The 21,238-nt window shown below is 74.3% G+C and carries 18 protein-coding genes; 8 read left to right on the forward strand and 10 right to left on the reverse strand.

Annotated features, from left to right (window positions below):
- Positions 1–12: 12 nt before the first annotated feature.
- The 8 genes from COO58_RS08715 to COO58_RS08750 form a co-directional block, all read right to left on the reverse strand.
- On the reverse strand, positions 13–3,300 hold the full coding sequence (locus tag COO58_RS08715; RefSeq protein ID WP_098744518.1) for an ATP-binding protein: 3,288 nt from the start codon (positions 3,298–3,300) through the stop codon (positions 13–15).
- Between the two features lie 102 nt (positions 3,301–3,402).
- Positions 3,403–3,822: an ATP-binding protein gene (locus COO58_RS08720; RefSeq protein ID WP_098744519.1), complete on the reverse strand. Its 420-nt coding sequence runs from the start codon at positions 3,820–3,822 to the stop codon at positions 3,403–3,405.
- Positions 3,823–4,058: 236 nt separating this feature from the next.
- Positions 4,059–5,402, reverse strand: a complete 1,344-nt coding sequence (locus tag COO58_RS08725) for a polysaccharide lyase family 1 protein (protein ID WP_091574081.1) — start codon at positions 5,400–5,402, stop codon at positions 4,059–4,061.
- Positions 5,403–5,428: 26 nt separating this feature from the next.
- Positions 5,429–6,583: a Gfo/Idh/MocA family protein gene (locus tag COO58_RS08730; RefSeq protein ID WP_091577509.1), complete on the reverse strand. Its 1,155-nt coding sequence runs from the start codon at positions 6,581–6,583 to the stop codon at positions 5,429–5,431.
- A gap of 52 nt (positions 6,584–6,635) precedes the next feature.
- Positions 6,636–8,120: a mannitol dehydrogenase family protein gene (locus COO58_RS08735; protein ID WP_098744521.1), complete on the reverse strand. Its 1,485-nt coding sequence runs from the start codon at positions 8,118–8,120 to the stop codon at positions 6,636–6,638.
- Positions 8,111–9,412: an enolase C-terminal domain-like protein gene (locus COO58_RS08740; RefSeq protein WP_098744523.1), complete on the reverse strand. Its 1,302-nt coding sequence runs from the start codon at positions 9,410–9,412 to the stop codon at positions 8,111–8,113. Before COO58_RS08740 ends, COO58_RS08735 begins: the two co-directional genes overlap by 10 nt.
- Complete coding sequence (gene uxaC / locus COO58_RS08745; RefSeq protein ID WP_098744524.1) at positions 9,409–10,842, reverse strand: glucuronate isomerase; 1,434 nt, start codon at positions 10,840–10,842, stop codon at positions 9,409–9,411. The genes COO58_RS08740 and uxaC overlap by 4 nt, the downstream gene beginning before the upstream one ends.
- A gap of 17 nt (positions 10,843–10,859) precedes the next feature.
- Complete coding sequence (locus tag COO58_RS08750; RefSeq protein WP_098746203.1) at positions 10,860–12,188, reverse strand: Gfo/Idh/MocA family protein; 1,329 nt, start codon at positions 12,186–12,188, stop codon at positions 10,860–10,862.
- Positions 12,189–12,431: 243 nt separating this feature from the next.
- Between COO58_RS08750 and COO58_RS08755 the strand changes: the two genes are divergently transcribed.
- The 8 genes from COO58_RS08755 to COO58_RS08790 all read left to right on the forward strand — a co-directional run bounded on the left by COO58_RS08755 (position 12,432) and on the right by COO58_RS08790 (position 19,936).
- Positions 12,432–13,478 carry a LacI family DNA-binding transcriptional regulator gene (locus COO58_RS08755; protein ID WP_091574085.1) on the forward strand — a complete coding sequence of 349 codons (1,047 nt, stop codon included), beginning with the start codon at positions 12,432–12,434 and terminating at the stop codon, positions 13,476–13,478.
- A 97-nt stretch (positions 13,479–13,575) separates the two neighbouring features.
- Complete coding sequence (locus COO58_RS08760) at positions 13,576–14,919, forward strand: ABC transporter substrate-binding protein (RefSeq protein ID WP_091574086.1); 1,344 nt, start codon at positions 13,576–13,578, stop codon at positions 14,917–14,919.
- 21 nt (positions 14,920–14,940) lie between these two features.
- Complete coding sequence (locus tag COO58_RS08765; protein WP_091574087.1) at positions 14,941–15,921, forward strand: carbohydrate ABC transporter permease; 981 nt, start codon at positions 14,941–14,943, stop codon at positions 15,919–15,921.
- Positions 15,918–16,787, forward strand: coding sequence for a carbohydrate ABC transporter permease (locus tag COO58_RS08770; RefSeq protein WP_091574088.1), 870 nt, complete (start codon positions 15,918–15,920; stop codon positions 16,785–16,787). Before COO58_RS08765 ends, COO58_RS08770 begins: the two co-directional genes overlap by 4 nt.
- A complete protein-coding gene (locus COO58_RS08775; RefSeq protein ID WP_098744526.1) occupies positions 16,784–17,416 on the forward strand; it encodes a hypothetical protein in 633 nt (210 codons plus the stop codon). The genes COO58_RS08770 and COO58_RS08775 overlap by 4 nt, the downstream gene beginning before the upstream one ends.
- Positions 17,413–18,345, forward strand: coding sequence for a PmoA family protein (locus COO58_RS08780; RefSeq protein ID WP_098744527.1), 933 nt, complete (start codon positions 17,413–17,415; stop codon positions 18,343–18,345). Before COO58_RS08775 ends, COO58_RS08780 begins: the two co-directional genes overlap by 4 nt.
- Positions 18,342–19,325, forward strand: a complete 984-nt coding sequence (locus tag COO58_RS08785) for a sugar kinase (RefSeq protein WP_255292563.1) — start codon at positions 18,342–18,344, stop codon at positions 19,323–19,325. Before COO58_RS08780 ends, COO58_RS08785 begins: the two co-directional genes overlap by 4 nt.
- Positions 19,322–19,936 (forward strand): bifunctional 4-hydroxy-2-oxoglutarate aldolase/2-dehydro-3-deoxy-phosphogluconate aldolase, encoded by a 615-nt coding sequence (locus COO58_RS08790; RefSeq protein ID WP_091574091.1) that lies wholly within the window; start codon positions 19,322–19,324, stop codon positions 19,934–19,936. The genes COO58_RS08785 and COO58_RS08790 overlap by 4 nt, the downstream gene beginning before the upstream one ends.
- On the opposite strand, the gene COO58_RS08795 is transcribed toward COO58_RS08790, so the two are convergent.
- Together COO58_RS08795 and COO58_RS08800 are read right to left on the reverse strand one after the other, a co-directional pair.
- Positions 19,929–20,693, reverse strand: coding sequence for a hypothetical protein (locus COO58_RS08795; protein ID WP_098744529.1), 765 nt, complete (start codon positions 20,691–20,693; stop codon positions 19,929–19,931). The genes COO58_RS08790 and COO58_RS08795 overlap by 8 nt on opposite strands.
- 18 nt (positions 20,694–20,711) lie before the next feature.
- Complete coding sequence (locus COO58_RS08800; RefSeq protein WP_098744530.1) at positions 20,712–21,188, reverse strand: hypothetical protein; 477 nt, start codon at positions 21,186–21,188, stop codon at positions 20,712–20,714.
- Between the last annotated feature and the right edge of the window lie 50 nt (positions 21,189–21,238).

Consider the following 21,238-nt stretch of genomic DNA (forward strand, 5'->3'; position numbering starts at 1 on the left):
CCGACGGCGGACTCACCACCTGCGTCGCCGGGGTAGGTCACGCCACGACATCTGCCGCCAGAACCGCTGCAGGCCGGAGGTGCGCACACCCTGCCACGGCGTCCGGGCCCGGAGGGCGTACCACCGACTCGCCAGGTCGGCCTGCCGGGCGCAGAAGTTCTGATCCATCCGATAGCGCAGCGGTTCCCCCTTCGCCGGCAGGGGACAGAGGCGGAACGCGCAGTCGTCGAGACAGGTGCCGCCGGGCGCGCAGGGCTCGGCGCTGTGCACGCTGCGGTTCGGGTCGAGCGGGTCCCGGTCGCTGGTCAGGCAGGGTGGGAGGTCGCACCGGTCGGCCCGCCGCAACCGGGAGTCACGGGCCCCGGGCGAGCCACCGCGGTCGGCGAGGTTGAGCAACAGCATCACGTCGGCGAGGAGCCGCTCCGCCGTCGGCGTCAGGACGCTCCACCCCATCGAGTCCGGAATCCACAGCCGTTGCAGGCGGCGTACCTCCGGGGACGGGCTGCACGAGCCGACCCGGCTGGCCGTCTCACCCTCGTCGATCCAGCAGAAGCGCTCGGGCTCCCGGGTGACCAGCGCCGAGACGCACAGCCGTCCCACGGCCAGCAGGAAGGGGTGGGCGTCGCACCGCTTCCGCTCCGGCACCCCGCTGCCGGCGATGCGCAACCAGTGCTGGACCAGGCCGACCGGGTCGGCGCCGTGGCCACGGGCGGGGAGTGGCTCACGCGGGTCCAGCGGCAGCGAGAGCAGGGTCAGGGCCTGGACCAGGACGAGCTGGCTGTACCAGAACCGGGAATGGGTGAGTGCCTCCTCGGCCTTCTCGACGAGGAAGCTGCGATCCGTGTTCGGTCGGCCGAGCGGCAGCCGGCGGACATTGGCCGCGAGTCGGAACCCCTGCGCCAGGGCGATCTCCCCGGCGAGGCGCAGCCGGCGGCCCGCCCGGTGCGCGGCCAACTCGTCCAACCACTCGCGCAGGTAGCGCCCGGTCTCGGCGGTCAGGTCCTCGGGGGCCTCGACGTCGCGTTGGACCGACAGGTGCAGCAGGGGCGCCAGCCACCCCCGAAGCTGCTGGTCCCGTGCCAGCACCTCGCTCGCGGTGACGTCGAGGGACAGCGGCCCGAGGCCGTCGAGGGCCCGCAACGCCCGCGCGGCCGGCTGTCCACCCAGGCCTATCTCCCGGGCGGCGGCGAGTCGAACCCGGTAGGAGCCCTCCGCGCGAGCGAGGCGGAACAGCACGTCGTACGGGGGCGGTGGCGAGCAGATCGAGCCGCCCTCGCGGCGCCGCTGCTCGGCGACGAGTCGGGCCGCGTCCCCCCACCGTCGGACGAGGCTGAGCTTGGCCTCGTCGAGCGGTCGGTCACCGAGGTCGCCCTCCTCGAACGTTCGCCAGCGCGCCTCGATGTGCCGGGTGATCCTGTCGTGATCCGGCGGGGAGGCCGCCACGTCGATCTCCAGGGCGGCGCCGTACATCTCCAACCGCCAACAGCTGTTCGGCTCCCGGTCGGCCTGCGTCATCAGCCGGTGGACCAGCCCGCCGACCGGGCCTCCGTCCGGCAGGCCGAGGCGTCGCCCCAGGCGGCGGACGCCGCGTGCCGGCGGATCCCTGTGCTTCCATCCGCCGGGGTCACGGGACAGCAGCGTCAGCGCGATGAGCAGTTCCTTGCTGGGCTGCCCGCGGAAGGACTCGTCGAGCAGGCGGGTCCGCACGTCGGACGCCGTGAGGAACTGTTCGGCGAGGAACGCCTGGACGACCCCGTGCTGGAAGCGCAGGCCCTGCGGTTCGAGTCCGATCAGCGAGAACTCCGCCGCCGTGGTGACCGTGGTGACCAGATCGGCGCGTTCGGTGACGTCCAGCCGATCTCCGACCCGGTCCCGCAGCTCCCGGAACAGCACATGGTGCAGGTGGCTCGCGCTGGCCCAACCGCCCAGGTCGTCGTAACTGACGCTCAACGAGTTCCGGAGCAGGCCGACGCAGGCGAGGGCCGAGACCACATCGAGGACGTGCTGGCGTTCCGTCCGGTCGTGGGCGAAGTCCTCGCAGACGTACCCGTCCTCGACCGCGCTGCGCCAGGCGTGCAGCAATCGCAGCCGGACGGCCGACCGGTCCACCGGTCGGCTCGCCTCACCCGGGCCCGGCGTGCTGTCCAGGCCGTGCGGGAGCCGGCGGAAGCGGTGCAGGTCGCGGATCACCTTCAGGTACAGCGGGGACTCGGTGGCGTCGGCGTCGGCGATGAGCGTGGCGACGAGGGCCGAGCCGGCCACCTGGTCGTCGCTGCCCAGTCCGAACGTGAGGGCATGCCCTTCGCTCAGCGGCTCCAGGCCCACCACCACGGCCGGCATGCTGCGCAGCGGATCGTACGGACGGGCGGTCGCGACCAGTGGCAACCGGTTCTCGGCGGCACGGGTGAACGCGTCGCGCAACACGCTGTCGTGTTGACCCTCCCCGCCGTGGCCACCGGTCTCGCCGAGCTCTTCCAGCCCGTCGGCGAGCACCGCGACCTTGTTGCTCCAGCGCAGCTGTCGCCAGAGCCGGTCGCCCTGACCACCGCTGTACAGGTTCGGATCGATCCGGTCGATGAAGCGCTGACGTGCCTCCTTCTCGAAGTCCACGTCTGTCGTGACGTCCAGATCGCGGGCCCGCAGCGCGATCGGCACGATCCCGCGTCGGGCGAGTTCGTGAGCCAGCTTGACCAGGACCGCGCTCTTGCCGGCCCCGACGCCGCCCACCAGAACTATCGGGCATCGCACGTCCGGGTCGCGGATACGTTCGATCAGCACCTCGCACAACTCGTCGCGCCCCACCACGTCACCGAGCAGGTCGTTGGAGGTGCTGATGAGTTCCTCCGGCGTCCGGCGGGCGATGCGCTGGTAGGCCGGATAGACCCGGAACCGGGTGAAGAGGTAGAAGAGTGACAGCCCGATCGGCACCGGGAGCAGCTTGCCGAGCCCTTCGGTGAGCTTCTGGCACTGACCAGCCGCGTCGTCGTCGAGACAGAACTGTCGTGTCAGCCACCGTGTCGGGGGAAACGACCGGGGCGTCGGGTCGTGCGCCAGCAGGTTCCACAGCGGCAACAGCACCTGGGTGAGGAGCCAGACCAGCAGGAACCCGGCCGTGAAGAGGAAGAGCGCGTACCACCACCACGGCCGGTGCCACCAGCGGGCCGCCGCGGCCGGCCGGGCCGCCGACATCCGCTGCGCCTGCTGGGACCGGCCCGCGTACCAGGTCGTCGACCGGCGGACGGCGACGCCGACCCAGCTGCGCGGCGTCCACAGCCAGCCGCGCCAGAGCGGACCTCGCATGCGTCGCACCCCCGTCCGCGCGCCGCCGTACGGGCAGGAGCGAACAACCCTCGCCTCGGGCCGAGGCTAACCCGCGTCGGACCTGCGCAGCGGGGGTTTGCGTCAGCTGCTCGGGGTGAGGTGTTTGACCAGGCGTACGCAGGTGCCTTCCGGCGTACCGACGATGGTCGCCTCGTCCATCACCCGGGACATGATCAACCGCCCCCGGCCCCGGTCGCTGCCGTCGTCGCCGTCGGTCGGCCGCCAGCCGCCGTGGTCGCGTACCTCGATCTCCAACCGGTCCTCGTGCAGTTCCACCCGCAGCGTGGTGATCCCCTCGGGGGCGAAGCGGTAGCCGTGCTCGATGGCGTTGGCGCAGGCCTCCCCGGTGGCGATCAGGACCGTCTCGACGTCCCACTCGCCGACGCCCTGGTCGTGCAGCCAGGCACGCAGCCGTTCCCGCGTGGGTGCGAGCCGTCCGGGGTCGGCCGGCAGGTCGATGGTGAGGAGCCGGCCGGTCCCGCCGGTTGTCCCACCCGCCACGTCCGGCCCTCCGTCCCGTGCCCGCCGCCGGGCCTGGGCACCCACTCGCGCTCTCACCGCCCGATTCTCACCCTGTTGTCCCCGATCGCCGCCGAATCAATCCTCCGGCGGACAATCCGCAAAGGTGATCATCGCGCATCCGGCCTCGCATGTCAGCCGACCCCTCCGGGAACGGCGCCGGGCCGGCGCCCCCGGGGGAGACGCCGGCCCGGTCGGTGCGGGGATCAGCGGTCTGCTCAGAGCGGCAGCCGACCGGCGCCGGACCAGGCGCCGACGACCAGCGGGACCAGCGGCGTCGGCAGCGGCGGGGCGGCCCGCAGGGTGGGTGTCCAGCCGGCGTCGCCGCCGAGGTCGGGGTCGTGCGCGGCGTTGTACGCGGCGCGCAGGTCCACCGGCCGGGGCCGGCGCTCGCCCTGCCGCACCCAGCTGCCCCGCTCGGTCAGCGCGGTGCCGCCCCAGTCGTGGAGCAGGTCGGCGGGGTCCACGTCGTCGGCGAGGGTGAAGAAGTTGTTCTCCGCGTGGATGGCGGACTGCACGCCGACGCCGAGGGCGTACGCGAAGTCCGGCCCGCCGAGCCGGTAGTGGTTCTCGTGCACGTCCACCTGGCCGAACCGCACCCGGGGCAGCCGTTGCAGGTCGCCGTCGAAGAGGTTGTGGTGCACGCTGACCTTGAGCCGGCCGACGTCCGGGCCGACCGTGTTCGAGGAGCCGATCAGCATCAGCTTGTCCCGGCCGACGAACCGGTTCCAGGAGGCGGTGACCAGGCTGGCGGTGTGCGTGACGTCGAGTGAGCCGTCGTGCACCTGGTAGGGCCGGCCGAAGTGGACGGGCTGGTCCCGGTCCGGGTTGTCGCCGTCGGTGAACGTGTTGTGGTCGACCCACACGTGCTCGCTGCGCCGCACGGAGATCTGGTCGTACTGGGAGTTCCAGTTGCCGGCGTCGCCGTCGGTGGGGGACCAGGCGGGGAAGCAGTCCCGGGCGTCGGCCAGCTCCAGGTTGCGCACGATGACGTTGGCGACCCGGTCGATCATCAGGGTCAGCCCGGTCAGCCGGGCGCCGCGCAGCCCGACGATCGTGGTGTTCGAGCCGACGTTGATCTGCGTCTGCCGGGTCTGGGCGGCCACCGACCGCACCCGGGCCGCCTCCAGCGGGCCGCTCGGGTCCACCCGGCCCCAGACCGCCGGGTCGTACGCGGCCAGGTACGCCGGCAGCGAGTACTCCGGGTCGGCCAGGTCGGCGCAGTCGAGCGTCGTGCCGTCGGGTCCCTCGAAGCCGTCGACGGTGCCGGCCACGTACACGATCTTGGGGGTGGCGTCGGCGGCGTTGGTGGCGTTGTCACCGCCGAGGGCGGCGACCAGCTCGGCGCGGGTGCGCACGACGCGTACCCGGTCCGGGGTGGCGGCCGCGCCGCCGGTGGTGCCGGCGCCCTCGGCGGCCCAGCCGTCGTTCGCCGGGAGCGGCTGGCGACCGAGCAGCTCGGCGGCGCGGGACAGCCCGGCGGGCGCGGCCGGCGCCGGGGCGGGGACGGTGATCGTGAGCGCCGCGGCGAGGAGCGCGGCGGCGGCGGTTCGGGTTCGCATGACTCGTTCCGATCTCTCGACGGTGTTCACGGCAGATCCACCACGTACGGCCGGACCGCCCACGGGACGCCCGTCTCGGAGGGCAGCGCGCCGGTCCCCGCGGCGGTGCGCAGCACCGCCCCGACGCCCCGGATCACCCGGACCCGCTCGGGACCGTCGCCGACCGTCCGGACCAGGTCGCCGCCGAGCAGCGTCGGAACGGGTGCGTCCCGCAGCGCGTCCAGCACGGCGGTGAACGGCTCGGTACGCGCCAGCGGCGCGATCAGCGGCGCACCCGTCGCCCGGTGGTCCAGCAGGTTCGCCAGCAACCCCCGCCGGCCGGGCACCGCGCGGGCGGCGGGGTCGCCGGGCAGCCGCAGCCGGTCGGTCGGGTACTCCAGCAGCGCCTGTCCGCGCTCGCCGGTCACCAGCACCTCCCCGGGGACGTGTTCCTCGGCGGCGAGGGTGAGCGCGGCCAGCACCGGCGGCCCGGTGTGCGGGGTCAGCCGCAGCACCGTGGTGTCGTCCACCTCGATCGGGCGGACCCGGTAGCGCTCCACCTCGACGCGGGCCGGGCGCACCGGCGCGCCGGTCACCGCCTCGGCGACGGCCAGGCACTGCATGAGCGCGTGCGCGAGCGGGTTGGCGAGCGCGCCGTCCAGCGCCGGGCGGCCGTCGACGGTGCGCCGTCCGGCCCAGGGGGAGCGGGCGTAGTAGGCGTCCGGACGCTGCCACGCGGCGAGCGCGGCGATGCGGTCGACCGGGCCGAGCCGCTCGAGCGCGCCGGTCAGTTCGGTCAGTGCGGCCGACCCGAGCGCCTGGAAGTTGACCTGCACGGCCCGCCCGGCGGACGCGGCGAGCAGCGTGCGGTGCTCGGCCAGGTCGAGCACCGGCGGCTTCTCCAGCAGCAGGTCCGCGCCGGCGTCGAGCGCGTCGAGCGCGATCGGCAGGTGGGTGTGCGGCGGCGTGCAGACCACCACCACGTCCGGCCGGGTCGTGGCGAGCATCGCCCGGTGGTCGGTGAGGACGGCCGCCCGCGGCGGGACCGGCGCGTCCGGTTCGACCTCCGGTGGGCGCACGTCGACGAGCGCGACCAGGCGCAGCCGCCCGGCCGCTTCCAGCTCCGCGATCGTCCGGCGGTGCCACCGGCCGTGCCCGTTCGCGCCGACCAGCGCCACCCGGGGCGGCCCGCCGCCGGTCACCGGGCACCCCCGGCCCGTCGCCGCCGGCCGGGCACCCGCCGCGCGCCGCCGGTCACCGGGCACCCGCCAGCGTGGCGCGGACGCCGTGCCGCTCCAGCGCGGTCAGCCAGCCGGTGACGTCGGCGCGGACCTCGTCGTCGGCGGCCAGGTCGGCCGGGAACACCTCGCGGACCGCGAAGACGGCGTCCACCACCCCGGCCGGGGTGTGCGCTCCGGCGGCGAGCGCGGCGCGCAGCCGCTCGGCGAGCGGGTCGTCCAGCGGCAGCGGCCGGCCGTCGTCGGCGTACCCGAGCAGGAACCGCAGCCACGCGGCCACCACCAGCGCGCTCCACCGCGCCGACCGGCCGGCCGCCCGCAGGTCGGCCACGGTGTGCAGCACCCGTTGCGGCAGCTTCTGCGAGCCGTCCATGGCGACCTGGAGGGTGCGGTGCCGGATCGCCGGGTTGCCGAAGCGGGCGAGCACCTGTTCGCCGTAGGCGGTCACGTCGACGCCGGGCGGGGGAGCGAAGCTCGGGGCGACCTCCTCGACGACCAGCCGGCGCAGCACCGCGTCCAGGTGCGGCAGCGCCAGCGCCTCGGCCACCGTCTCCGCGCCGGCCAGCGCGCCCAGGTAGGCGGTGGCGGAGTGCACGCCGTTGAGCGCCCGCAGCTTCAGCCGCTCCCACGGGCCGGCGTCGTCGGTGAGCACCGCACCGGACCGCTCCCAGGCCGGTCGGCCGCCCGGGAAGTCGTCCTCGATCACCCACTGCGACCACGGTTCGGCGGCCACCGCCGCCAGGTCGGTCACGCCGAGCGCCCGCCGCGCGGTGTCCCGGGTCGCCTCGGTGCTGGCCGGCACGATCCGGTCGACCATCGTGCCGGGGCAGGTCACCGCCGCCAGCGCCCGGTCGGCGGTCGCGTCCGGCACCCGGGCCAGCGCCAGGCACTGCTCCACCAGCCCGCGCAGCCGCCTCCCGTTCGCGGGCAGATTGTCGCAGCTGACCAACGCGACCGGCCCGCCGTCGGCGGCGGCCCGGGCGAGCAGTCCGCGCACCAGCAGGCCGGGCACCGTACGGGGTGGCCGGTCCGTGGTGAGGTCGGCGGTCAGCTCCGGGTCGACGGTCAGCGCCGCGGTCACCGGGTCGAGCCGGTACGCCTTCTCGGTCACGGTCAGCGTGACCACCCGGATCGCCGGGTCGGCGAGCAGCCGGACCACCGCGTCCGGGTCGGAGGCGGCGTGCCGGACGCCGGCCAGCGCGCCGACCACCCGGGTCGTCGGGCCGTCGGCGGCGAGCGTGGTGACGCTGAACAGCGCGTCCTGCGCGGCCAGCGCCTCGACCACGTCGGTGCTGCGCGGCGCGACCCCGATGATGCCCCAGTCGCCGCCGGCCGCCCCGACCGCCGCCTCGGTGTGCACCGCCTGGTGGGCGCGGTGGAACGCGCCGAGCCCGAGGTGGACGATGCCGGCCGGCACGGTGCCGGGGCGCAGCAGCGGCCGGCACTCCTGCGGCAGGTGGCGCAGCGTGGCCAGACCGAGCCGGTCGGCGGTCAGCGCCATGCCGGGCCGTCCGGGAAGCGGAACCGCGCGATCGACTCCGGCCGCATGGTCGCGCTGTAGCCGGGCACGGTGGGCAGCAGGTAGCGCCCGCCCCGGGTGCGGACCGGGTCGGTGAAGTGCTCGTGCAGGTGGTCGACGTACTCGACCATGCGGCCGTTCAGGCTCGTGCCGACCCGCAGGTGGTCGAAGATCGCGAGGTGCTGCACGTACTCGCAGAGGCCGACGCCGCCGGCGTGCGGGCAGACCGGCACGCCGAACTTCGCGGCCAGCAGCAGTTCGGCGAGCACCTCGTCCACGCCGCCGACCCGGCAGGCGTCGATCTGCATCACGCCGATCGCCTCGGCCTGGAGCAACTGCTTGAAGATGACCTTGTTGGCGGCGACCTCGCCGGTGGCGACCCGGCAGCGTCCGCCGGTCAGCTCGGTGACCGCGCGGGCGATCCGGGCGTGCCCGAGCACGTCGTCGGCGTGCGTGGGCTCCTCGATCCAGTACGGGTCGACCTCGGCGAGCACGCCCATCGCGGCGATCGCCTCGTCCACGTCCCACACCTGGTTGGCGTCCATCATGAGCAGCGCGTCCGGGCCGATCTCGGCCCGGATGATCCGGGCCCGCCGCAGGTCGTCCTCGATCCGCCCGCCGACCTTCATCTTCATCGCGCGCCACCCCTGCGCGTACGCGTCGCGGGTCAGCGCGCGCACCTGCTCGTCGGGGTAGCCGAGCCAGCCCACCGACGTGGTGTACGAGGGGAACCCGTCACGTTCCAGCCCGGCCAGCCGGTCGGCCAGGCCGTCGCGTCCCTTGTCCAGGATGGCCGCCGCCTCGTCAGGGGTGAGCGCGTCGGTGATGTGGTGGAAGTCGATCGTCGCGACCAGTTCGTCGGTGGGCGCCTCGGCGAGGAAGCGCCACATCGGCTTGCCGGCCAGCTTGGCGCGCAGGTCCCACACCGCGTTGACGAGCGCGCCGGTGGCCATGTGGATCACGCCCTTCTCCGGGCCGAGCCAGCGCAGTTGCACGTCGGCGGTCAGGGAGCGCCAGAACGCCACGGGTTCGGCGGCGATCTCGGCGACGGTGCGTCCGCGCACGTGGTGGGCGAGCGCGCGGACCGCCGCGCAGGTGATCTCGTTGCCCCGGCCGTTGGTGAACGTGAACCCGGTGCCGGTCGGGCCGCCGTCGGTGGTCAGCTCCACGTAGGTGGCCGAGTAGTCGCCCCGGTTGATCGCGTCCGAGCCGTCGCCGCTGGCGGCGGTGGGGAAGCGCACGTCGTGCACCTCGACGTCGACGATCGTGGTCATGCGGGCCCGCCTCCGAACTTGAAGACCTGCTTCGGCAGCCGGTACGCCAGGTCGACGATGGTCTCGGCGGCCTCGTCCCCGGTCAGCCGGTGTTCGGCGACGAGGCGGGCGAGGAAGTCGGCGTCGACCCGGCGGGCCACGTCGTGGCGTACCGGGATGGAACAGAACGCGCGGGTGTCGTCGACGAACCCGGCGGTGTTGTAGAAACCGGCGGTCTCGGTGACCGCCTCGCGGAACCGGCGCAGCACCTCCGGGGAGTCCAGGAACCACCACGGCGCGCCGAGGCGCAGCGCCGCGTAGCCGCCGGCCAGGGGGGCGAGTTCCCGGGTGAACGTGTCCTCGTCGAGCGTGTAGAGCACCACCGTGAGCCGGGGGTCGTTGCCGTGCGCGTCGAGCAGCGGCGCGAGGGCGTGCACGTACTCGGTGGCCTGCGGCACGTCGCCGCCCACGTCGCGGCCGTGCCGGGCGTGCAGCCAGCGGTTGTGGTTGCGGACCGCGCCGGGGTGCAGCTGCATGACCAGGCCGTCGTCGAGCGACATCCGGGCGAACTCCAGCAGCATGTGCGCCCGGAACGCCTCGGCGTCGGCGGCGTCGGCCAGGCCGCGCCGGCCCTTGTCGTACAGCGCCGCGGCCTGGGCCGGGCCGAGATCGAGGGTACGGGCGGTCGGGTGGCCGTGGTCGGACGAGGTGGCCCCGGCGGCGGCGAACGCCTCCCGCCGCGCCCGCAGCGCGGCGAGGTATCCGGCGTACGTGCCGGTGTCCTCGCCGGAGACCTCGGCGAGCCGGTCCACGTTCGCCGACCAGTTGCCGAACTCCATGTCCACCACGTCGTCGGGGCGGAATGTGGTGACCACCCGGCCGCCCGGCCCGCCCCAGCCGTCGGCGGCGAGCTTGGCGTGGCGGCCCAGGTCGTCCAGCGGCGACTCGGTGGTGGCGAGCACCTCGATGCCGAAGCGTTCGAACAGCGCCCGGGGCCGGAACTCCGGCTCGGCCAGCCGGGTCGCCAGTTCGTCGTAGACCGCGTCGGCGGTGGCCGGGCCCAGCGGGGTGCTCACGCCGAACACGTCCCGGAACGTCTGCTCCAGCCACAGCCGCGACGGGGTCCCCCGGAACAGGTGCCAGTGCGCGGCGAAGCGCCGCCAGATGGTCCGCCCGTCGGTCTCCACCGGGCTGCCGTCGACGCTGGGCACGCCCAGGTCGGCCGGGGGTACGCCCTGGCTGAGCAGCATCCGGGTCAGGTAGTGGTCGGGTACGACGAGCAGCCGGGCCGGGTCGGGGAAGGGCTGGTCCTCGGCCAGCAGCCCGGGGTCGACGTGCCCGTGCGGGGAGATGATCGGCTGCTGCGCGGCGAGCGCGTACAGCTCGCGGGCCAGGGCGCGCAGCCCGGGCTCGGCGGGCAGCAGCAGATCGCTGGGGGAGATGATCGGCACGGGTGCGGGCTCCTCGGTCAGGGCAGGGTGAGCAGGTCGGCGACGCGGACGGGCGCGCCGGTCTCCAGCGAGCGGTTGGCGGCGAGGCCGGTGAGCAGCGCGAGTGCGCCGTCGCGGGCGGTGGCGGCGCGGCCGAGCGGGTCGGGTTCGCCGCCGAGCAGCACCCGGGTCATCCGGGCGTCCGCGCCGCCGTGCCCGCGCCGGGTCCAGCCCTCGACCGGGATCTCCACCGGCGGCGCCCAGAACGGGCGCAGCGTGAGCCGGGCCGCGCCCTGCTCGACGGCGGCCTCGTCGCCGTGCAGCGCCGCGCCCTTCAGCGCTCCGGCGACGGACGGGCTGACGTGGTCGCTCTCGGTCACCTCGAGTTCGAGGCGGCCCCGGCTGCCGTTGACCATGACCCGGTAGCCCTCCCAGGGGGCGTACGCGGTCAGGTGGTAGGTCATCGTCGCGCCGGTGTCGTAGCGGGCCAGCACCGCGAGGTCGTCCTCGATGGTCACGCCGGGGGCGAAGACGTTGCGGTCGCGGTGGTAACCGTCCTCGGCCTCGGCGTCCAGGTACAGCTCGCGCAGCCTGGGATGGTCGGCCAGGCGCAGCGCGAACGGGTCGCCGTCGGCGGCGGGGGAGCCGTGCGCCCGGTCGTAGTCGCGGGCGTAGCCGTGCCGGCGGCCGTCCGCGCCGTAGAAGAACAACCGGCCGTACGCGTGCACCTCGACCGGGCGGGCGTCCAGCCACCAGTTGACCAGGTCGAAGTGGTGGCCGGACTTGTGCACCAGCAGGCCGCCGGAGGTGGCCTTGTCGCGGTGCCAGCGGCGGAAGTAGTCGGCGCCGTGGCGCACGTCGAGCAGCCACTCGAAGTGCACCGACCCGATCTCGCCCACCGCGCCGTCGGCGAGCACCCGCCGGACCTGCTCGTGCAGCGGGTTGTAGCGGTAGTTGAAGGCAACGGTGACGTGCCGGCCGGTTTCGGCGACCGCGTCCAGGATGCGCCGGCACCGCTCTGCGTCGACGGTCATCGGCTTCTCCACGACCACGTCACAGCCGGCGCGCAGGGCCGTCGTCACGTACTCGTCGTGGGTGACGTCGACGCTCGTCACCAGCACCACGTCGACCCGCTCCTTGGCCAGCATGGCGGCGACGTCGGCGGCGTCGTACGTGGGCACCGGCGGGTGACCCAGCTCGGCCAGCCAGCGGTTGTGCGCGTCCATCCGGGTCCGGTTGACGTCGGCGAGCGCGACCAGCTCGGCGGTGTCGGCGTGGTCGAGCGCGAGCGCGCGGACGAACATCTCGGCGCGCGCCCCGGCGCCGACCAGGGCGTGACGGACCCGTTCCCGGGCCGGTGGTGACATGACGTCGGCCTCCCCGGCGATCGACTGCAAAGGTTTGCAGCCGAAGAAACCATGGCGATGGATGCGTCGTCAACGCCTCCCGACGAAGCCGCACCATCCATCCGCATTGATGCGCTTTTGAGTACCCGGCCGGTGTCGTGCCGAAATCGAGTCGCAACAATGGACCGTTGACACGGGAGCAACCGTTTGCATTAATGGGCGACACCCCCGTGACCCCCACCACATCGGACGAGGGAGCCCACCGTGCCAGCCACCATCCGGGACGTCGCCCGGGCCTCCGGTGTGCACATCTCCACCGTCTCCCGCACGTTCTCCGCCCCGCATCTGGTCAACCCGGAGACCCGGGTCCGCGTGCTGGCCTGCGCCGAGGACCTCGGCTACCGGCCCAACCGGGCTGCCCGGGCCCTGATCACCGGCCGCACCCACAACATCGGCCTGATCGTGGCCGACATCGCCAACCCGTTCTTCCCGCCGCTGATCAAGGCGGCGGAGGGGCAGGCCCGGCACCGCGACTATCACGTCTTCGTGGCCGACACCAACGAGGACCCGGCCGCCGAGGAGGACCTGGTCCACGCGCTCGCCAAGCAGGTCGACGGCGTCCTGCTGTGCAGCCCCCGGATGAGCAACAGCCTGATCGAGCAGGTCAGCCGCGAGGTGCCGGTGGTGGTGATAAACCGCCAGGTCGCCGGTCTGCCCTGCGTGATGATGGACGTCGGGCAGGGTGCGCGGGCCGCGATCGAGCACCTGCTCGGCCTCGGCCACCGGCGGATCGCGTTGCTCGGCGGCCCGCGCGGCTCGTGGACCGCCCGGGAGATGCGCCGCGCCGCGTCCGCCGCGGCCCGGGGCGGGGGAGCGGAGTTGACCCTCCTCGGGCCCAACCAGCCCACCGAGACCGGCGGCGGCGCGGTCGCCGAGCAGGTGCGCCGCAGCGGCGTCACCGCCGTGCTCGCCTACAACGACCTGATGGCGATCGGCCTGATCGAAGGGCTGGACGCGTTGGGGCTGCGGGTGCCGCAGGACGTCAGCGTGGTCGGCGTCGACGACATCGCGCTGAGCCGGCTCACCCGCCCCAAGTTGACGACGGTGGCCACGCCGACCGCGGCCGCCGGCCGGACGGCCGTCGACATGCTCCTGCAACTCGACTCCGACGCGCCGCGCGGCGCCCGGGGTCGGGGCGCGGCATCCGGCGACCGTCGCACCACCGCACAGGTAATGCTCCAGACCGCACTGGTCGTCCGTGACTCGACCGGGCCCGTCCCCGCGCCCGGTCGGGACGGCACCGGGGCCTGAGCAGGTGGCCCGGGCCCGCACAGCACTGCGGACCCGGGCGGCCCGTGGACGGCCGCCGGTGACGTCGTCGCCTCCCACATCCGAGGAGTGAGCGCAGATGCACCCCGCAACGTCCCCCACCGCCGGCGCACCCGCCGGGCGGAATCACCGTACCCCCCTGTCCCGACGCCGATTCGTCCGCGGCCTCGCCGCCGTCGCGCTGGCCGCGCCGCTCGCCCTGGGCGCGGCGGCCTGCGGCGGCGACGAGGGCGGCGGCGACGGCGGCCCGGTCAAGCTCTCCGTCTTCTGGTGGGGCGGCGAGGCCCGGGCCAAGCTCACCGAGGACGCCCTGGCCCTCTACACCAGGAAGCACCCGGACGTGACGTTCGAGAAGACCTGGCAGGCCAACCAGGGCTACTTCGACAAGCTCGCCACGCTGACCGCCGGCGGCAACCCGCCGGACCTGTTCCAGATCGACGACAACTACCTGGCCGAGTACGCCGGCCGCAGCACCACGCTCGACCTGGGCAGCTACCGCGACTCCGGCAAGCTCGACGTGTCGAAGTTCCCGAAGAGCCTGCTGGAGTACGGCGTGGTCGACGGCAAGCTCGCCGGGGTGGCCGCCGGGGAGAACACCCAGGGCCTGGTCTACAACAAGACGCTGCTCACCAAGAACGGGCTGCCCGAGCCGACCACCGGGATGAGCTGGGAGGAGCACATCGCCTGGGCCGAGCAGGTGGCGAAGAAGACGAAGGTGCCCGGCACCCAGGACCCGAGCGCCGACTACAAGGCGCTCTGGGTGTGGCTGCGCCAGCAGGGCAAGGACTTGTACAAGGGCGAGGAGCTCGGCTTCACCGCCGAGGACGTGACGAAATGGTTCGAGCTGTGGAAGGGCGCGCGGGCCCGGGGCGCCACCCCGACGCCGGACGTCATCCACGAGGGCAACTCCAGCGACATCACCAAGCAGCTCGTGGTCACCGGCAAGTCGGCCACCTCCTGGGTCTGGGTCAACCAGATGCCGGACCTGAAGAAGAACACCAAGGACGAGCTGGGCGTGGTCGCCTACCCGGGTGACCCGAGCGCCCAGTGGGCGCGCGCCTCGATGTACTGGTCGGTGTTCAAGGGCAGCAAGCACAAGGACGTCGCCGTCGACGTGATCAACTTCCTGAACAACGACCCGGAGGCGGTGGCGCTGCTCGGCACCGACCGCGGTCTGCCGTCGAACATGGATCTGCGCGCCAAGGTCAGCGAGACCGCCACCGACCCGGCCATGAAGCAGTCCATCCAGGTCGAGTCCGACCTGGCGCAGAAGTTCGGCGCCTCGCCCCAGGTCCCGATCAAGGGGCACAGCAAGGTCAAGTCCGAGCTCGTAAAGGCCGCCGAGAACGCCCAGTACGGCCGCGCCACCCCGGCGCAGGCGGCGGAGCAGTTCGTCGCCGCCTGCAAGTCCGCGATCGCCTGACCAAACGAAAGGACCGGTCCCGTGGCTCTCACCACGGCGCCCGGCCGGACCCCGCGCACCGGACCGGCCGGCCCTCGCCCCACGCGGCGTCGGGCCGGCCGGGCCCGGCTCGGCGAGGGCCTGGCGGGGTACGTCTTCCTCTCGCCCTGGCTCATCGGACTGATGGGCGTCACGGCGATCCCGATGCTGCTGTCGCTCTGGCTGAGCTTCACCGACTACGACATCCTCACGCCGCTGTCCGAGGTGCGGTGGGTGGGGCTGGCCAACTACGAGCGGATGTTCACCGCCGACCCGTCGTACTGGCACGCGGTCCGCGTCACGCTGACGTTCGCGCTGATCGCGGTGCCGCTGAAGCTGGCCGCCGCGCTCGGCGTCGCGCTGCTGCTCAACCGGGCCTGGCGCGGCGTCGGGCTGTTCCGCAGCCTGTTCTACCTGCCGTCGCTGCTCGGCGGCAGCGTCGCGCTGGCCATCGTCTGGGTCAACATGTTCAACCGGGACGGCGCGTTCAACTCGTTCCTCGCCCTGTTCGGCGTCGAGGGGCTGCCCTGGGTCAGCGACCCGGACTGGGCGCTGGAGACGCTGATGGTGCTGGCGATCTGGCAGTTCGGCGCGCCGATGGTGATCTTCCTGGCCGGGCTCAAGCAGGTGCCCACCGAGCTGTACGAGGCGGCGGCGGTGGACGGCGCCGGGGCGTGGCGGCGGTTCCGCGCGGTCACCCTGCCCATGCTGTCCCCGGTGATCTTCTTCAACCTGGTGCTGGAGACCATCAACGGCTTCCAGGGCTTCACCGCCGCGTTCGTGCTCAGCAACGGCACCGGCGGCCCTGTCGACTCCACCCTCATGTACACGCTGAAGCTCTACATCTCCGGCTTCACCGACCTGGAGATGGGCTACGCGTCAGCGATGGCGTGGGTGTTCCTGGTGGCGATCGGCGTAATCACCGCCGTCTTCTTCAGCACCGGGCGGTTCTGGGTGCACTACTCGGACGGAGACGACTCATGACCGCGCTCACTGTCGCTCGCCGCCGGCCCGGCAGCGGCCGGAACGTGCTGCGGCTCGTCGTGCTCGTGGCGATCGTCGCGGTGGTGCTCTATCCGCTGTTCTGGATGCTCGGCACGTCGGTCAAGTCGCAGGCCGAGATCGTCAACAACGTCGGCCTGCTGCCGGAGGAGTTCACCCCCGGCAACTACCTCGACGGCTGGACCAACTTCGACATCAGCTTCGGCCGGTTCTTCCTCAACAGCGTGCTGGTCAGCGGGCTCACCGTGGTCGGCAACGCGCTGTCCTGCCTGCTCGCCGCGTACGCCCTGGGCCGGCTGCGGTTCCGGCTGCGCAAGCTGTGGTTCACCGTGATGATCGGGACGCTGCTGCTGCCCGGCCACGTGCTGATCGTGCCGCAGTACATCCTGTTCCGCAGCCTCGGCCTGGTCGGCGGCGACTGGCCGTACCTGCCGCTGCTGGTGCCGCAGTTCCTGGCCACCGAGGCGTTCTTCGTCTTCCTCATGGTGCAGTTCATGCGCGGTATCCCGCGCGAGCTGGACGAGGCGGCCACCATCGACGGCGCGTCCCCGTACGGCGTGTTCCGGCACGTCATCCTGCCGCTGAGCCGCCCCGCGCTGGTCACCACCGCGATCTTCTCGTTCATCTGGACCTGGAACGACTTCTTCCGCCAGCTGGTGTTCCTGTCCAGCCTGGAGGACTACACGGTCCCGGTGGCGCTGACCCTGTTCATCGACTCGACGAGCCAGAGCTCGGTCGGCCCGATGTTCGCCATGTCGGTGCTGTCGCTGCTGCCGGTGTTCCTGTTCTTCCTCGCCTTCCAGCGGATGCTGGTCGAGGGCATCAACACCAGCGGGCTGAAGGGATGACCGCCGTGTCCGCCCCCACCGACGTACCCGCCCACCCCGCGCCGGCCCGTGCCGACTGGCGGGACACGCTGCGCGAGGCGAGCGACCTGGCGCTGCTCGGCTTCGCCGCGGCGGCCGCCGCGCTGCCGGTGCTCACGCTCGCCCCGGCGGTCGCCACCGCCAGCGCCGCGCTGCACGACCGTTCCGTCACCGGGTCGTGGCCCGACGCGCGGACCAGCCTGAGCCGGTTCGGCCGCGCGCTGCCCGCCGGGCTGGCGGTGAGCGCCGCCGCGCTCGCCGCGACCGCGGTGCTCGCGGCCGACCTGCTCGCCCTCGCCGGTGGCCGGGTGCCCGGCGGTGGCCCCGCCCTGGCGCTCACCGCCGTCGTGGTGGCGGCCCTGCTCGGGTACGCGGGCCTGGTCGCCGTCGCGGTCGGGCGCACCGGTGGCCGGGGCTGGCGGGCCGCCGCCCGGCGGGTGGCGCGTGCCTGCCCGCGGCGCCCCGCCGTGTGGGCCGCCGCCTCCGGCGTCTGCGTGCTGGCCGTGCTGCTGGCGGTGCTCGTCACACCGGTCGCGGTGCCGATCCTCGGCGGGTACGCCCTCGCGGCGCTGCACGCCGTCGACGCCCGCCGCCCGCCGGAGCCGTCGTGACCGCCGACCGCCGGCCCGCCGCGCCGCACCGCGCGGCGATCGTCCGGGAGACCAAGGATGCAGGCCCGGCCGAGGTGGCACGCGACGCCGAGGAACGGCTGGTCGTGGCCGGCGTCGAGGTGGCCCGCTACGTGGTCCGGCCCGACCTCGACCCGCGGCACGGGCCCCGGCCCCACCTGCACCCGGTGCGAACCCGGGCCGGCACACCGGTCACCGACGCGCACCCGGCCGACCACGTCTGGCACCTCGGCGCGTCCCTCGCCGTGCAGGACGTGGACGGCGCCAACCTCTGGGGCGGCCGGACGTACGTGCGCGACCTCGGCTACACCTGGCGCGACGACCACGGCGTCATCGCCCACACCGGCTGGCGGGCACGGACCACCGACCGGCTCGAGCACGACCTCGACTGGCGCGACCGCAACGGTCGGACGCTGCTGCGCGAGCACCGCACCGTCACCGCCGGGCCGGCCGGCGACGACGCCTGGTGGCTCGACCTGTCCGCCACCCTCAGCTCCGCCACCGGAGCCGACGTCCACCTGGGCAGCCCGGCCACCAACGGCCGCCCCGGCGGGGCCGGCTACGGCGGGTTCTTCTGGCGCGCGGCGGCGACCGGGGAACCCCGGGTGCGCACCGCCGACGCGGTCGGGGAGGAGGCGGTCAGCGGCTCGGCCGCGCCCTGGCTGGCGCTGCTCGGCACCGGGCCCGGCGGCGGCGCGTACACCCTGGTCTTCACCGGCCTCGGGCCGGGCGACCGGTGGTTCGTCCGCACCACGGCGTACCCGGGCGTCTGCGTCGCGTACGCGTTCGACCGGCCGGCGGTGGTCGCCGCCGGGCGGCCCCGCCGCAACCGGCACCGGGTGCTGGTCGCCGACGGTCACCTCGACCCGGCGGACGTCCCGGCCCGGCTCGGCCCGGTGGGCGGCGCGTGAACGGCCCGCAGGTCGTCTGCGCGGGCGAGACCATGGCGGTGCTCGCCCCCGCCGACGGCGGGCCGCTGGAACACGCCGCGCTGCTCGCGGTCGGTGTCGGCGGCGCGGAGTCCAACGTGGCCACCGGCCTGGCCCGGCTCGGCCACCGCGTCGCCTGGGTCAGCCGGGTCGGGGACGACCCGTTCGGCCGTCGCGTGGTCGCCGAGGTCGCCGCCGCCGGGGTCGACGTCTCCCTGGTCGCGGTCGACCGGGACGCCCCGACCGGCGTCTACCTCAAGGACCCCGGACCGTCGGGCACCCGGGTCCACTACCACCGCGCCGGGTCGGCCGCGAGCCGCCTGCACGCCCGGGACCTCGCCCACCCGCGCCTGGCCGGGGCGCGGCTGCTGCATCTGTCCGGGATCACCGCCGCGCTCTCCGACTCCTGCCGGGACCTGCTCGTCCAGGCGCTGACCGGGCGGGCGCTGCCCGGCGCCCGGGTGAGCTTCGACGTGAACCACCGGCCGGCGCTCTGGCCCGCCGACCGGGCCGCCCCGGTTCTGCGGGACCTGGCCGACCATGCCGACGTGGTGCTCGTCGGGCTGGACGAGGCGGTGACGCTGTGGGGCGTCACCGGGCCGGCGGCCGTCCGCGACCTGCTGCCCGGGCCGGACCTGGTGGTGGTCAAGGACGGGCCGGTCGGTGCGACAGCGCTGCCGCGGACCGGACCGGCGGTGTTCGTGCCGGCGGTGTCGGTGGACGTGGTCGAGCCGGTCGGCGCCGGGGACGCGTTCGCCGCCGGCTTCCTCTCCGGGTCGCTGCGCGGGCTCGACCTGGGATCCTGCCTGCGGACCGGCCACCTCACCGCGGCCCGGGTGCTGGCCGTGCCCGGCGACACCGCGCCGCCGCCCGACCCGATGTGGACGGCGCGGGCGCTGGCGCTGTCGGACGCGCAGTGGGCGGCCGGGGCGTACCGGCACGACGGAGGGAGCGGCGGATGAGCGCGCACGACTTCACGCCGGTGTTCGGCGACGCGCGGGTGATGGTGATCCTGCGCGACCTGCCGCCCCCGGAGACGGTCCGCCTGGCGGAACTGGCCTGGGACCTGGGCATCGCCGTGGTGGAGGTGCCGATCCGGACCCCCGGCGCGGTGCCCGCGCTGCGCGCCGCCGTGACGGCCGGCCGGCGGCGGGACCGGATCGTCGGCGCCGGCACGGTCCGCACCCCGGCGCAGGTCCGCCAGGCGGTGAGCGCGGGCGCGGCGTTCACCGTCGCCCCCGCCCTCGACCTGGCGGTCGCCGACGCGGCGGTCAGCTACGGCATCCCGCACCTGCCCGGCGTGGCCACCCCGACCGAGGCGCAGCAGGCGCTCGACCACGGCCTGGTCTGGCTCAAGGCGTTCCCGGCGGTCAGCCTCGGCCCGGCCTGGTTCCGGGCCGTCGCCGGCCCGCTGCCGGAGGCGCGCTTCGTGGCCACCGGCGGCATCGACGCCGGCAACGCCGCCGACTTCCTGGCCGCCGGCGTGCGCGTGGTGGCGGTCGGCTCGGCGCTCACCGACCCGGCGCAGCTGCCCCGCCTGGCCGCGCTTGCCACCGCCGGCCCGGTCAGCTGACCGTCCGGCCGGACGTGGTCGCGGTGGTGCGGACCGCCTTCACGATCGCCGGGATCGAGCCGATCAGCAGCACCAGCGCCCAGATCAGCGCCACCACGGCGAAGACCACCGCGCCCAGGTCGTCGAGGATGCTGACCAGGATCACCGGCACCAGACCGTGCAGGAACTGCAGCACCACCGTGCACAGCAGCGTGGTCAGCGCCAGCAGCACCAGCCCCTTGTTGCGCAGGAAACGCGGCTGGGCGGCCAGCAGCAGGCCGGCCCAGACCAGCTTGAGCAGCAGCGCCAGCCCGAGCAGCACCGCCGCGTCGCCGACCGGGAAGAACCCCCACACCGCCAGGTACGCCAGCGTGCCGAACGGCGGCGCCAGGAACAGGGAGACCATCACCGTCAGCTCCACGAACGCGACGACCAGCAGCACCAGCGACACCAGCAGCAGCACGATCGAGAAGACCAGCGTGGCCACGCCCTGCACCCGACCCTGGACCCGGTCCGGCAGCACCAGGCTCAGGCAGAACAGCCCGGTGGTCCACAGCGCCACCACGTCGATCAGCGCGAGATATCCGGTGCCCCGCCCGGACGGCTCGCTGACCCCGCCCACGTCGCCCAGTTCGACGCCGAGCTGTCCGGCGCTGTCGCGCAGCGCGCCGCCCGCGCCCCCGCCGCCGGTCAGCGCGGCGGCGCCCAGCTCCACCGCTACCACCAGCGCCACCGCGAACAGCGCCAGCAGCAGGAACGGCTTGCGCAGCTCACCCATCTCGCGCCTCCACCCCCGTCAGGACCGGGCCAGCGTGACCGCGCATCCGCCACCTCCCGGACAGCGCAGGAGCACCTCGGTCTCCCGGTCCACCGCCACCTTCGCCACCGCCGCGCCGTCCGGCCCCGGCGTCACCTCGTCGGTGACCGTGACGTCCGCGTCGCCGGGCGCGCGGGCGGTCACCTCGAACGGCGTCGCGCCCCGCAGCACCAGCGTGCGCAGCGCGCCCGGATCGGCGACGCGCAGCCGGCAGGTGGAGCCGAACGCGACCACCACGCCGTCGGCGGTCGGGGTCGGATCGGCGGCCGGCGGCAGGCACGCCACGCCCACCGTCGCCGGGTCCACCGCCCCGGCGCCGCGCCCCAGCCGGCCCAGCGGCCCCGGCCGGGCGGCCGGGTCGCCCCGGTCGTCGCCCCGACCGGCGACCGCCACCACGTAGAGCCCCACCAGCAACACGGCCAGCGCGACCAGCAGCACCTTCTGCCGCCCGCTCACGGTGTTCCCTCGGTTCGCGACTGCGGGGCTCGCGACACCGGCTCACTCCT

This window comes from Micromonospora sp. WMMA1996 (genome assembly GCF_002573675.1).
Taxonomy (GTDB): Bacteria; Actinomycetota; Actinomycetes; order Mycobacteriales; family Micromonosporaceae; genus Micromonospora; species Micromonospora sediminicola.